Origin of the sequence: Paenibacillus eucommiae (assembly GCF_017874215.1) — a bacterium.
In the GTDB taxonomy this organism is placed as follows: Bacteria; Bacillota; Bacilli; order Paenibacillales; family NBRC-103111; genus Paenibacillus_AI; species Paenibacillus_AI eucommiae.
The window spans coordinates 328575-342231 of record NZ_JAGGLB010000002.1; the positions used below are offsets into that span (position 1 = coordinate 328575).

Here is a 13657-nt window from a genome sequence, read left to right on the forward strand (position 1 = left end):
ACCCTACTCTGCTACCAGTAAGGTCCTCTCCATCCTATGATACCACCGCTGCTTTACAGGTCTTCATTTACAATGCCTAGGCTTCCACTTCATCAGGGGGCAATGTAAACTCAGAAGGCCGCTCTGCCTTCGATGGTTGGTATATATAATTACGGTCAAGTGTTACCACACGCCGGTTTGGTCTGCGGATCAATACACTGGTATCATCCCATGCGACAACAATTCCTCTAATGTCATTTTCCGGATTCACATCCCGAATCACACGTACTTTGGTACCTTGCACCCGATACTCATCCAATTGTTCATCGGAAATCATCGTTGTCCTCCTTCGAGCTTTGCCAATGTGGCAATCTGAATTTTCTTCTTAAGCATACACGAATTCCGCTCACAAGGAAACTCATCGTTTCAAGGAAAATTAGCCTGCTTTTACATAATGGAAAGGAACTTGGGAGACTGTAAGCAAAGGGAGGTTGATATCAGTGGATAAAAAAAGCTATTACATAGCTGTAGGTGCCAGTGGCATTATGGAAAGTCAGGGTGATGCAGCATACGAATTTGAAATTGTAGCAACTGAAGAGGATATCCTCAAGCTCAGGGAGCTTTTCGAAGAGCGTGAGGATGCCGACCAGGAAGGATATGTCCACGCTCATGTTCCTTGGATGTACACCTACGACGGTCCTAATGACAAAAATGATTATTACTTAAGCCAGGTATATGGCATGCTCCACGAGTTAGGTACTGAAGAAACGAGAAAGCATATTGAGAAAATGAACGTGCTGCCTCAAGCTGATGAGTAACTCAAGAGGATAATCAAGCTCTAGTTAGTCAAAGACTAATCAAGGACTAATCGAGGACAAAAAAAGACCTGCGATCTGAAATCAGAAACGTAGGTCTTATTCCTATAATAGCTGTAATCAGCTCACATGCTCTTTGGAATCATTCGTTTCAAACCAGAAATCGAGGACTTTGCTCGACATCACGCGACTCTTGATATACGTGATTTGCTGCTGGGAAAACTGCTGTTCCCATTCCATCGATAGTTCTGTGCAAAGCTTAACGACTGTTAATAACTCTGACCATGCTACATATCTTTTGTACCAGAAAAATTGTGGGTGTTCAATCATATACGGATACAGATCATCGAATTCTGTATGTTTGCAATCAAGCGCACGTTCAAAATGATTCTTGGCTTCGGATAACTTGGTTACAAAATACTCTGCGGATACATTGTCGTTTCCCATAAGATTCAGCCTCCTCTCATACCTTACGGTCTATTATAAATGAAAAATCGCTTTCAGGGAAGGCGTAATGCAGATGAAAAATAAGGGCATCACACAAATTCAATGCGTCCGTTCGCCAGCGAAGAGATTCTGGCTAATGACTCCACACGGATGCCTCGTTCCCTCAGGGAAGATCCACCGATCTGAAACGCCTTTTCTACTGCGATGCCTACACCTACCAGCTCAGCTTCAGCCTTTTCAATAATACGGATTAAGCCGCGGGCTGCGTCGCCGTTAGCAATAAAATCATCTATAAGCAGCACCCGCTCGCCTTTCTTTAAATAATGAGTGGAAACTACAATATCCGTCACAATGCCCTTGGTAAAGGATGGGACACGTTCACTGTACGTATCTTGATCCATCATTGGCGTCTTTTTGCGTCTGGCGAACACCATAGGCACTCCAAGCTCGTAAGCGGTAGCGAAAGCCATAGCAATCCCCGACGATTCAACCGTCATAACTTTATCCGGCTTTGTCTCAACGAATAACCGGGCAAATTCTTTTCCCATTTCAGTTACCAGTACCGGGTCTACTTGATGGTTCAGAATAGCGTCCAACTTTAACACTTGATCAGATACGACCACACCCACTTCCTGGATGCGCTTTTTTAATAACTCCATATAATAACCTCCACTACGTCCATACAGGATGAGCATTTTTATTTTGTAGTATCTCATATTTTTCAAATTTTACATAGTCCATTTTTGCTTCCTGTTCATAATGCTTAAGATTTCCTAGGTACTAAGTCCCAATTTGACAAAATACGTAAGTTCTATGCAACTTATAGGGTTCAGATACTGTCTATAAGGGTATAAGACTATGAAAGAACTGTTATACCCTTGATTGAGGGCTCCTGAAAAGATAAAAGCTTATTTTTCCTTCAAATATGCCTTGATTTAGCCATCTTTCCTTATTGTGATGATGCGCCATAAGCTTTATTATTAATTAATGTGTTTCTAAGCCCAGAGCATGGAATCGGAAAGGACCTACTAAATGATGAATAAACCTTGGAAGCTTATTGGTTCAGGAATACTCCCCCTAGCGCTCATAACATTGATTGCTTCAGGATGTGAAGATAAGCCGCTTGCTGTTGTAGAGCCACCAACGGAGACTACAGCACCGCTTCAGCCGCAGCACTCATCACAGCCTAAAGAAAATGAACCTATCGCGGCGGCCTCAACTCCCAGCAGTATTCCGACAGCTACTCCTACTATCAATCATGAAGCGCATGTTTCTGCTAACGAGACATCTCCGGAGGATAAAGCCGCCAAGCCATCTGGCACAGCGACACCTAAACCAGCTGCTAAACCCAAGGTAGACGAAAAGGATGCATACCAGGAGCAAAAACCGACATTGATGGGCTTACAGCTGGGCAGTGATAAAGCAGCTGTACTCAAAAGATTCGGTGAAGCTAAAAACCAGTTTGTTATGGATGAAGATGCGGACGCGATTACAGTGTTTGAATATGCAGATTTCTCCGTAGGCTTCAATGTAAGCAACAAATTGGAATTCGTAGATATTCATACTACGGAAATTGATCCTGGCCTAAGAGGACTGCGACTCGGTCAAAAATCAGAAGACGCCATTTCCATCCTCGGCAAGCCTGATACAAATACTACCTACGTGCTTTCTTACAAAGCTCAGGGCACTGTTCTAAAGCTCGATATCGATCCAAAGGAAAATACCATTCAATCGATCAAGCTGTTTGCAAGCCACTAAACAAGCAGCTGTACATAGAAGAACGGCCCTTTCTGTTAAAGGGCCGTTCTTTTGCGTGATCGAAGATAAATGGAGACGGCAACTAAAGCTGCTAATACAAGCACTAAAATACTGACTCCCAGATAGTGATGAATCATTTCATACAATTTATTGAAATGAGTACCAATATAATGCCCAAGTGTAAGAAATGTGCCACACCACAGAACAGCACCAACAGCGGAATAAACTAAGTATTTAACAAACCCAACCCCGCTAACTCCGGCGAAATAGCAAGTAAAGTGCCTGACCCCTGGCAGAAAAAAGCCAAATAAAACAGCCCACAAGCCATAACGCTTAAACCAACGCTCCGCCCGATCAATACGAACAGGCGTCAGCTTGATCCATTTACCATACCGATATAGAAAAGGCTTGCCTACGCGGTAGCCTAATATATAGCTAATAATCATCCCTGTCATTGAACCTGCTACTAATACAAGCAGCAGTCCCACGAATGTAAACGGGCTACCTGAAAGCGTCAATGAGCCTGCGAAAGCCATCAATGTCTCTCCCGGAACCGGAAGCCCAACTATTCCTACTAACATGAGCAAATATAACGCGGGGTACCCTAATTGATAAACAATATCTGTAATTGCCTGATTCAAACAGAAAAACTCCTTAAGCCTTTGTTTTCAGCGTAGTTTATTTTATATCCGATCAAATACCAGGCTTATCCCAACTTCTTGTCATGGCTAACTCCGTTCAAACATACCTTGTACAATATACCCGCAGAGAAAGGAGAGGTCTTGGGTGCGTACAGGGTCACAAATTATTCGAGTGGCGTTTACATATATGGGTACAATTGTCGGAGCCGGCTTTGCTTCTGGACAAGAAATTTTGCAATTTTTTACACGTTATGGTGGTGTAGCTGTCCTCACGATTGTTCTTTCCACTGCAATGTTTATCGGATTTGGCATGAAGCTGATGCTCATGGCTCACGACCTTAAAGCAGAATCCTACGAGGATTTAAACAAAGCATTGTTTGGCAATAAAATAGGAAATGGAATCAGCTTATTTACTATGGTCGTCTTATTCGGCATCACAACGGTTATGTTAGCCGGCGGGGGGACCGTATTCCATGAACAGCTTCATTTCTCTTATCAAACCGGGCTGCTTGTTACCCTATTTCTGGCCTATATCGTACTTTCCAAAGGTATACAAGCTATTATGACCGTAAATACTGTCGTCGTGCCCATTATGCTGCTCTTTACACTCGTAATTGTGATCTATACCTGGAATTTGCCAAGCTCCGGAATCTGGTTAACACAAACTTCAGATGATTCTGTCGCAAAAATATGGACAGCTCCATTCCTGTATACAGCTTTTAATCTGGCCACGGCTCAAGCTGTGCTTGTCCCCATGGGCTCTGCAATCCGCAACCGGTCTGTTCTTTACTGGGGCGGGCTGCTCGGCGGGGTAGGAATCGGGCTGCTGCTGTTAGCGGCTCACTATGCTTTGTCCGCACAAATGCCAGGTATAGCCCAGTTCGAGATTCCTATGGGCAACATTATTACTAAACTCGGTATGGCTGCACAAATCGCTTATTTGCTAGTCATTTATGGAGAGATTTTCACCACATTTATTGCCGATGCCTATGGCTTGTGCTTACAATTGCAGCAGCGGACGAAGCTCCCTCGTCAATGGATCCTTATCTTTGTACTGCTCTCCAGCTACCTGGTCAGTCAAATTGGTTTTAAAGTGCTGCTTTCCGCCTTGTACCCGCTATTCGGCATGGTCAGCGTCGTCTGGCTTGTTATGCTGCTTTGGAGAAATCGGGCTTTGTGAAGAGCTCCCCTTAGCCTTGGCTATTCCAATGACAAGCAGCAGGCGGGCGAATAACATTAGCATACCCAGCACCGAAAAGATGATACCACATAGCAAATAGGCAAAATGATAAGAGTGTACAAGACCGCTGGTTCTGTCCCGCATAATGGCCATCAAATCAGCCATAAGAAAGAGTACACCGATGACGGAAACTCCCAGCACGCCATAATCCAGAGTGGTCCATCTGGATAAATAACGCGCAGCAATTTCTGTTACGCTGAAGGCTCTCGGGGAAGCTGCTTGCTGGCTCCACAGCTGATGAATCACCCAAGCTGTATATATAGCGATTCCGGTTATCAGCAGTCCTGCTATCCCGCCAAAAATCGCTAAAGCTAAACCCCAATTCATGGTACTGTCCCCTCACTTATTGTTTTTTAGCTGAGTTTTTTGTTAGCTGTTGATGAGTAAATAAACTAGAAGAATGGTAAGTAAAAAACTGATAGCCGGAAGCAGGTACAAAATGGGCAGCAGCAGCGCCTGGGGCAGCTCAGGGGCCTGTTTCCAAAGGAAAAGCAGCTTAGCATGCTCGCGGTCAGCAGTTTTACTTTTAGCTGATTCCGCCAGCGGAGCCCCTTTCCCCTCCTTCGCTCCCCTCTCTATTTTGCCCTTTTTTCGACCTACCTGGTAAGTAAGTTCCCTCTGCTTCGCCCGCTTATCTTCCTTACTCAAGGTCAAACCTCCCAACACTATCATGAAATGTCTTTGTTTCCTGACTACCTAGAGCTCAATCAGTCTCTGCTGTGGAATCAGGCGTACTGCCGCATCGCGAACATGGGCATGACAAGTGAACAAGAGAATTTGATGCTTCTTGCTCAGCTCGCTTAGCACCAGCAAACAGCTTTCCATACGCCGCTCGTCGAAATTCACCAGAATATCGTCCATCACTAATGGCAGCACCGCCTTGCCTGCATACTCCTCTGCCAAGGCTAAACGCATAGCCAAGTAAAGCTGCTCTGAGGTTCCTCTACTGAGTGAGCCCGTGTCAAGCGTTTGCCCATCCTCACGAATGGCTACAAGCCGCTGTTCGCCAAACGGCGCCTTGATTTGCTTATACTTTCCTTGCGTCATCTGTTCAAAGTAAGCAGACGCGCGTATAAGCACCCCTGGCTGTCTGTCCCGCTCATAGGCCTCTCTGGCTTTCTTCATCAATAGGGATGCAAAGGAAGCAACCGCATATTGATCTATCATTTGCTCCAAGGATGCTCTATGTACTTCCGCCTTTTGGAGCTTGTCTGTATGTTCGACTCCAAGCTCCAGCTTGCCTATTTCGCTAGTCAGCTTCCCGAGCAGCTCCCTCAGTCCATTCGCCTCTTCCTCGGCCAGCTTGATCCGCTGCTCCAGATTTTGGCTTCTACGCTTGAGCTCCTCCTCGCCGATTTCGTCTAATAATACTTGCAGCCGCGGCACGTATGTTGTTCCGGCTAAAGTCTCCATAGTACCGCTGAGCATTCTCTGCTCCTCAAGCAGCTTCGCCCGCCGCTCTTGCTTGTTTTGATTTTGCCTTAACTGCTCACCATTCAAAGCTGCTGCTTCCTGCAGCAAACTCTCAAGCTTTACAGATGCACGTCTATGCCGTTCTACAAGTAGCTGACTTTCCTGTACAACAAGCACAAGCTGCTGCCTTATACGCTCACACTCATCTTGTAACTCCAGCTCATGCTTCTCTGCTTCCTTCCAGCGTTTGAGTGCAAGTACAGCGTCAGATCCTGCAGCCGAACCAAGGTACATTGCAGTATCTCGCTCGAAGCTGCTTCTCTGTTCCCTAATCAATTGGACCTTGGATTTCAGCCTTCCTTGACGCCTTATCAGCTCATGGCCGAGCTCAACAAGCTGCAAGCTTTCCAGCACGGCATCTGGCGACAGCGAATCAGCAAGTCCAAGCGACCGCAACCATAAGCCCCATTCTTCCTGAAGCTTATCCCCTTCTTGCGTTAGCATCTCTAGTTCAACAGCAAGTTGATCATCCTGACGGACCAAGGTCAGCAGAGTTTGCTGGGCATCTGATAGCTTGTCCAGCTTGCGCTGGAGTTCCCCTTGACGATGGCTATCCTTCTCGACCTCCTGCTGAAGCTCCACCAAAGATGTATTCAGCCAGTGAAGCACTGCAGACCAGCGGTTTTGATCCTCCGAGTGGGAATTTGAATAAGAATTCAAATTCCTTTCAGGTTTTTCACCAGCCGCGGCCGTCTCCTGCTGAGTGAACCATTTGCCTACCTGACGCTCCAGGCTTTCCTTGTAATGATAGAGCTGCTCCTCTAGACTCCGCAGCTTTTCGTCACCAGTCGGCGGAACTTCAGATCCATTATTGCCAGCAGCCTGTCCACGTTTACTACGCAGAGCATTGCTGCCTGAGACAGATCGGGTCCCTGTCAAAAAAAGAAAGAGGAACACAACAATCCCTATTCCCATCAAAACCCCTGACAAAACTCCTTCGCCCTTCCATAACAGAAAGGCTGAGAGAATCAGGGCGATTCCAAGGACGGTAAAGCCCAGACTTCGTCTTCGCTGACTGGCTAGCAGACGCTCCCGTGCAGCGGCCTCCTGCAGCTCCTCACGATAACGCTGTCTGTCCAACTCCCGCTCGCGAACGTGATCATGCTCACTGTGCAGTTGACGCCACTGCGAGAAATCCTTCGCTATGCGGCTCAGTGCCGGCGCGGGATCCTGTCCCTCCATAAGCATCCCATGAAGCATAGAACCTGCAGCTGAACGAGCAGCTGAAGATTTCAGCTCCTGCTCCTGAGTCTTCACCGCTGCTTCCAGCCTCTCTGTCTGCAGGACCAAATGATGCCGTTCAGCCTGCAAGCGGCCGCTTCGTTCCTGCTGCACAGAGAATCGTTCACGATAATCGCGAATCCGCTCCCGGAGTGAGATCGACACAGGAAAAGCAGCAAGCGTGCTTGCCTCCCAGCTTCCGCCTAACTGACCAAGCAGGCGATCCAGCTCAAGATCAAGCTGGGAAAGTTCCGCCTCAGCCTCCAGCATAGCGCGCTCACTCTCCTGATAGACAGGAGCCTGCTCCAGCAGAGCATTCAGCTCTACTTTATATGTAAGAAGCCCTTCATTAGGCTTCAAAAGCATTAAATTGGCTTTCAGGCTTTCTTCCTTGTTAGCCAAGCGCAAGCCTTCCTCGCTGTAACGCTCAAGTTCTTCTTCCAGAGCCTCATATCTGGCTGTAGCTTGCTCCGGAAACTGTTCCAAATGTGGAAGCTCATCAAGCTCGGCAGCAATTTGATTCAGACGAATCCAAGAGACCCTTGCTTTCTTCGCAAGAGAAAGCTCATCAAGCTCAGCGCGGAGCTCCTGCTTCCCCAGCTCCAAAGCAGCGATCTGCTGCTCACTTGCGCGGCATTTCTCCTGCAGAATGTCATATTCGCCTACACGCTCTTTACTTTGACGCAGGCTTTGATTGAGCTCATCCAGCTCCTTGAGCAGCTTATTGATTTCCTGATTGCGCCCGCGCGGCCTGTACAGCGTCTCCGCCTGCAGCGCCAGCTTGCGCTCGGCATCCATAATGACCGAGCCGCTGACGCCAAGGCCGGCACTATATAAGTAGCCGCTGATCTCATCCGTCTGCAGGGTGCGCAGCTCCTGCAGCTCGCTTAAGCCAAAGGCAAACAAGCTGCGGAAAAGGTCGGCCGACAGGCCGCCCAGCAGCGCGTGCAGCAGCTCCTCCCCGCCGGTGGTGCCGTCACCGAGCGTGACCTTGACGATCCCGGCGGAGGATCGTCTGGCACCGGCCGAGCCGCTGTAGCGCTCGACGCGGATGCGCTGACCCTGCCCATCCAGCAGGGTCAAGGCTCCTCCATGGGCGCCGCCCATCGGCGGTTCGTAGCGCTCCGCCCGGCTGCCGCGGGACGGGAAGCCGAACAGAACCGCGCGGACGAAGCCCATGAGTGTGCTTTTGCCCGCTTCGTTGGCTCCATAGAGCAGCACTAGCGGGCTGTCCGTGAGAAGTGTCCGCTCCCTGAGGACACCGAAGCCCTGCACCTCGATGGATACGATTCTCATCCATCCCACCCCCTGCCCGCGGCCAGCAGGTCCGCGGCGAGCTCTTCAGCGGCGTGCAGCCACTGCTGCAGCCGTTCCTGCTCCAGCGCGGGCGGGCCTCCGGCCGCCTGCGGCAGAGCCTGCAGCGCGGCGAGCGCCTCGCCCGCGAAAGCCTGCAGCGCAGCTTCGTCGAGCTGCAGGCTCTGCGAGAGCCGCAGCAGATCGCCAGCGAAGCTCTTCTGCTGCAGCAGCAAAGCACGGTCGATTTCGCTCCCTGAGCGGTCCTCCATCGACTCGATCCAAACAAAACCAGCCTGAGACAGCGGGTTTAGATCCAAACCTCTTGCAGCTCCACCAATACGCGCAGCTTCCTCCTCGCGTAAATCGGCCATGAGCTCTGCAAGCGCACGACCCTTGCGAAGCAGCTCGTGTACAGGCCCCCGGCCTTCAAGAATCACGCGGACGATGCTGTCACGGCCTTCTGCCGCGAAGCGGATAACGTCCATATGCTCTTCCAGCATACTGCGCAGCTCCTGCTCCGTGCGAATATCACGAATCGACAGCTTCACCACATGCCAGCGGAGGCAATCCAGCTCCTGAAAGCTCAGCTCCGCTGCTCCATCTTCATCGACATTTACAAGGTAGCAGCCGCGGGGCCCCGTTTCACGAATGCTTCTGCCCTGCAGATTGCCTGGATATACAATAGCCGGTGAATCATTCAGCACCTTTCTTGTATGTACATGACCAAGTGCCCAGTAATGCATTCCCCTGCGCAGTAAATCCTGCTTGGAGCATGGTGCATAATTATCATGGCCAGCATCTCCATCCACATTTGTATGGAGCAGCCCGATCTGATAGATTGCAGAATCTAAGGCCCGAAACTGCAGAGCCAGATTCTCAGTTACTGCAGCGGTTTTATAAGAAATGCCATGAATATGCGCAATCACACCGCGGCCGGGCTTCTCCACTTCAATAGTCTCCACCTGGTCGCAAGCAAAAAAATGGACCGCTGCTGGCCAAGTCAGCCGGGCCGCGCGTCCATCCTCCGGGTCATGATTGCCATGTATGATATAGGTTGGAATATTATGATCCGCCAGCTGCTGCACAGCCTTCTGAAAACGGAGCTGCGCACGCAGTGAACGATCAGCAAGATCATAGACATCCCCACCAATAAGAACGAAGTCTACCTGCTCCCGGATAGCAAGCGCCACCAATTGTCTCAGGGCCTCGAAGGTGGACTCCCTCACTTGTTCACGCAGCTGCGGCGGAAGCTCAGTCATTCCTTTAAATGGACTGTCCAAATGCAGATCAGCCGCATGGATAAAGCGTAGTCGTTGCATAAAGGACCCTCCCTACTCCGATGTTGCCTGATACACTTCATATACACCCTTCAGCTGCTGAATTACCCTGTTGAGTGAATAGGTTTTTTTCGCCTTGTCCCAAGCCCCTCTGGCCAGAGCATGACGAAAGGTCGGATCAATGATCAGTTTCTCCATGGCCAGACTTAGTGCATGATAGTCGCCTACTGGAACGAGCAGACCATTGCTGCCATGATCGATTTGTTCGGCGATGCCGCCTACTTCCGTCCCGATCAGAGCGAGCCAGCAGAGTGCTGCCTCAGCAAATACGGAGCCAAAAGCTTCTGCTCTTGAGGGCAGCACAAAAATATCAAAAAACGGCATGAACTCCTCAGGATGGAGCATATAGCCGTAAAATATCGTCTCCTCGTAAATGTTTTGGCTGACTGCCAATTGCTCCAGCTCATGCCGGCTCGGTCCATCTCCAATAATGTGGAGCACAAAGGGATGCCCCCGCCTCTTGAGCTCGCCGCAGGCTAGCAGCAGCGTATCAAGCCCTTTCGCCGGAACAAGTCTGCAAACCGTGATGAACTGTGTCACTTGATTGTCATGTGAAACCGGACGAAAACGTTTTTCGTCAAATCCGTTCGGAATTACACCGATCCGCTCTACATCCTGCACATATTCACCCATGTAATATTTGAAAGAATTCGAGACTGTAATAATCTGGTCGACCGAAGCTTCTATTTCCCTATATAATGAGATGAGGAACAAATGCTCAGGGCCGTTCTCCTCTATTTTCCCATTGAGTATCAGCTCACGCTCAAAGCTGGAGTGTATGGTCATAATAACAGGCGTTTCCGGGTACAGCTGCTTCATCGCCAAGGCGGCAATCGGATGATGGGCATGAATCAAATCATAGCTTTTGTTCAGCCGGAGCTTGGTCCACCATATATAATCCTTATAAGTTTGAATATATTTATCGACGATTGAGTTGCCAGCATATATACGCCAATCAAAGGTTGAGAACTTGACTTCTTCCGTTCCTTTGCCGCGGATTCTTCTAGGGATGGAGAACAGATCCATCTCCCAGCCTCTTTTCTTGAAACGTTCCAGAATATAAGGAACCATCGATGACACCCCACCCGGCTGCTCCGGGGGAAAAAATAAAGCTTGCAGTATGTTCATTCCATAAGCCCCTCTCCAAGCTGTGCTCCATTCTATTGTAACTGCTCCCGTAAGAATAGAAAAGAGAACAGCGCCAATTGGCGAATTTTCATATATAATAGTAAAGCTCACGCATGACCTCACCCATTTCGGAGGAACCTATGAAGCCGTCAGATTATATTTTCGGTGCTTCGGCACCCGTGTTCTCACATGCAATCGTGCTTGTTATTCTTGTCATGATGTTTATAGTTTCCCTCCGCTTGTACGTTGACCGCCGCAAAAAAGGTTATTTGTCCATGACGATTTCCTTGTGCTTTCAAATTAGCTATTATGTACTGCTGATTTACTTTCATCTATATGATCTCAAAAGCAGTCTTGCCACCTATACGACGATAATGTTGAATATTGTTTCTTTTACTTTGCTGAACATGGGAATCTACCAGCTGTACAATCCTACCAAATTGAAACAATATTCATTATTTTACAGCCTAATTACATTTGGCTTCATTGTTTCTCTGCTGTATTTCTACTTGCCTGCCTGGTATCAGGGCACAGAGGTGCAAATGATTCTGCTGCAGGATATCGGCCTTCGGCTCTATTTATTTATTCTTATTTTTGTTTTCTTCTATTTCATTGCTCCCTATATCGGTCAACGTGGGAAATATCAATTCGCTTTAACCGTCTATTTTGCCGATCAGATCGCCCGTATGATCAATTTATATATTTTTGACAACAATCTACCCTTCTTATCCTTAATTGAGCATGCGCTGCCGATTCTCTTTTATTTCCTGTTATTTTTGCTGCTGTTTGAGCGCGTTGTCGAAGTGATGCAGGCTATTTACAATTCAGCGATTACAGATAGCTTGACACAGCTTTATAACCGTCATTTTTTCTGCAACAAAGTTGAACAATATGTCCGGCATAAGGTCCCTGTCTCTGTCCTATTCTGCGATATCGATAATTTCAAAAAATTGAATGACACCAAGGGCCATCACACAGGAGACCAAATGCTGCGGCTCGTTGCCAAAATCGTCAAAGAAGAAAGCGAAGATCACGGGATAGCAGGTCGTTACGGCGGCGAGGAGATTGTGGTGCTAACTACAGATTCCGCCCTCAAAATGAGAGTATTCGCTGAGCGAATCCGCAAACGGGTCGAAGTAGAAACCAGCGTGACGCTAAGCCTCGGGTATAGCAAGTATAAGAGTGGAATAACTGCAGCGCAGCTTATCAAACAAGCAGATGAAGCCATGTACCGCGCTAAAAAAAGTGGAAAAAACAAGGTGGTATCCTATGATCAAAAGTGAGCTAACTCAGCGATATCAAGGAAACCGTACGTCCTGGATGTTCAGCACTGCTCTATGGCATTTTTTTGGCAGCAAGCCGAAATTGATGCGGAGTTGTGCCTGTTTTCCTTTTGAACAACGCATGGAAAAATTTCAGATCCTGGTAGCCGACTAATTCGGCAATATGATGAATTTGATAAGAGGTTTCCCTCAGCAGCTGGCAGCTGTGCTCGATACGCAAGTTTTGAATAAATGCAACGAAGGACACGCCATTGTGGAGCTTAAACAGCTTCTGGAAGCGGCCCGTTTCGATACCCATTTTTTTGGCCAGCTCTTTTGCGCTAAGCTTGGAGTCGTGATAGTGGAGCTTGATTTCCTGCATAATTTCCTCGAATAAGGGCTCGCGATACGGCTGATCTTGAGTATCCTCCACATGTATGCGAAACAGCATGCCTAATATAGCCTGGCTTAACCCACTCATAATCGCCGTATAGCCTGCTCTTTTATGGGTATATTCCTGAGCAAGGTTCATAAATAGCTTATGAAAATCTCCGGTATGATCCTCTGTGCGCAGCCATTTAATAGCTGTTGGCCCATTTTGCAAGCATAGATCGATAAAGGGAGCAAACTCATCAGGAAACGAATCGAGAGACTTCCATTCTAACAACGCTTCGGGCCGGATCAAACAATTGTAAATGACAAAAGGCTGCTTAGGATCTGTGGAAGAGGGACGAAAAATGTGGGAAGTGCCAACAGGCAGCATAAACACATCACCTTTGCGGGATGAAATCCGCTCTTCCTCCAAATAATGAGCCCCCCTGCCCTCAGCCACATAATTTATTTCCAGAAAATCATGCGTATGCTGACTTTGTTGAAAGGATTCTACAACGCGATTGACATAAACGGCTTCATGCGGGTTAAAAAATAACTCTCCCTTTAAATGCACAGTGGCAAATTTTTTCATCTTCAACCCCCTCCGCTCCCTGATTTCATTTTGTCCCCATTAATAATACACCTATAAAATTACCTGATTCAACCTATTTTTTTACTTACAAATTCA

14 protein-coding genes are annotated in these 13657 nt (G+C 48.0%); 4 read left to right on the forward strand and 10 right to left on the reverse strand.

Annotated features, from left to right (window positions below; all coding sequences use genetic code 11):
• Positions 1-76: 76 nt before the first annotated feature.
• On the reverse strand, positions 77-316 hold the full coding sequence (locus J2Z66_RS03855; protein WP_209970035.1) for a hypothetical protein: 240 nt from the start codon (positions 314-316) through the stop codon (positions 77-79).
• Positions 317-479: 163 nt separating this feature from the next.
• On the opposite strand from J2Z66_RS03855, the gene J2Z66_RS03860 reads away from it, so the two are divergent.
• On the forward strand, positions 480-797 hold the full coding sequence (locus tag J2Z66_RS03860; RefSeq protein WP_209970036.1) for a hypothetical protein: 318 nt from the start codon (positions 480-482) through the stop codon (positions 795-797).
• 117 nt (positions 798-914) lie between these two features.
• Here J2Z66_RS03860 and J2Z66_RS03865 read toward each other — a convergent pair whose 3' ends face one another.
• Positions 915-1241: a hypothetical protein gene (locus tag J2Z66_RS03865; RefSeq protein WP_209970037.1), complete on the reverse strand. Its 327-nt coding sequence runs from the start codon at positions 1239-1241 to the stop codon at positions 915-917.
• 89 nt (positions 1242-1330) lie between these two features.
• Positions 1331-1900, reverse strand: a complete 570-nt coding sequence (locus J2Z66_RS03870; protein ID WP_209970038.1) for a xanthine phosphoribosyltransferase — start codon at positions 1898-1900, stop codon at positions 1331-1333.
• Between the two features lie 373 nt (positions 1901-2273).
• Here J2Z66_RS03870 and J2Z66_RS03875 point away from each other — a divergent pair, with 373 nt between their 5' ends.
• Entirely contained in the window at positions 2274-2999 is a 726-nt protein-coding gene (locus J2Z66_RS03875) for an SPOR domain-containing protein (RefSeq protein ID WP_209970039.1), read from the forward strand.
• A gap of 35 nt (positions 3000-3034) precedes the next feature.
• Here the strand turns inward: J2Z66_RS03875 and J2Z66_RS03880 are convergent, their stop codons facing one another.
• Positions 3035-3640, reverse strand: coding sequence for a DedA family protein (locus J2Z66_RS03880; RefSeq protein WP_245375254.1), 606 nt, complete (start codon positions 3638-3640; stop codon positions 3035-3037).
• A 145-nt stretch (positions 3641-3785) separates the two neighbouring features.
• Between J2Z66_RS03880 and J2Z66_RS03885 the strand changes: the two genes are divergently transcribed.
• Positions 3786-4820: a YkvI family membrane protein gene (locus tag J2Z66_RS03885; RefSeq protein ID WP_209970040.1), complete on the forward strand. Its 1035-nt coding sequence runs from the start codon at positions 3786-3788 to the stop codon at positions 4818-4820.
• Here the strand turns inward: J2Z66_RS03885 and J2Z66_RS03890 are convergent.
• Genes J2Z66_RS03890 through J2Z66_RS03910 form a run of 5 tightly spaced genes read right to left on the reverse strand, consistent with a single transcriptional unit; the run spans position 4758 to position 11335 of the window.
• Entirely contained in the window at positions 4758-5207 is a 450-nt protein-coding gene (locus J2Z66_RS03890; protein WP_209970041.1) for a hypothetical protein, read from the reverse strand. The genes J2Z66_RS03885 and J2Z66_RS03890 overlap by 63 nt on opposite strands.
• A 42-nt stretch (positions 5208-5249) precedes the next feature.
• Positions 5250-5528, reverse strand: a complete 279-nt coding sequence (locus tag J2Z66_RS03895) for a hypothetical protein (protein ID WP_209970042.1) — start codon at positions 5526-5528, stop codon at positions 5250-5252.
• Between the two features lie 48 nt (positions 5529-5576).
• Positions 5577-8870: an AAA family ATPase gene (locus J2Z66_RS03900; protein WP_209970043.1), complete on the reverse strand. Its 3294-nt coding sequence runs from the start codon at positions 8868-8870 to the stop codon at positions 5577-5579.
• On the reverse strand, positions 8867-10189 hold the full coding sequence (locus J2Z66_RS03905; RefSeq protein ID WP_209970044.1) for a metallophosphoesterase family protein: 1323 nt from the start codon (positions 10187-10189) through the stop codon (positions 8867-8869). The genes J2Z66_RS03900 and J2Z66_RS03905 overlap by 4 nt, the downstream gene beginning before the upstream one ends.
• A gap of 12 nt (positions 10190-10201) precedes the next feature.
• Positions 10202-11335, reverse strand: a complete 1134-nt coding sequence (locus J2Z66_RS03910; protein ID WP_209970045.1) for a glycosyltransferase family 4 protein — start codon at positions 11333-11335, stop codon at positions 10202-10204.
• Between the two features lie 140 nt (positions 11336-11475).
• Here J2Z66_RS03910 and J2Z66_RS03915 point away from each other — a divergent pair, with 140 nt between their 5' ends.
• Entirely contained in the window at positions 11476-12618 is a 1143-nt protein-coding gene (locus J2Z66_RS03915) for a GGDEF domain-containing protein (protein WP_209970046.1), read from the forward strand.
• A 52-nt stretch (positions 12619-12670) separates the two neighbouring features.
• Here J2Z66_RS03915 and J2Z66_RS03920 read toward each other — a convergent pair whose 3' ends face one another.
• A complete protein-coding gene (locus tag J2Z66_RS03920; RefSeq protein WP_209970047.1) occupies positions 12671-13561 on the reverse strand; it encodes an AraC family transcriptional regulator in 891 nt (296 codons plus the stop codon).
• Between the last annotated feature and the right edge of the window lie 96 nt (positions 13562-13657).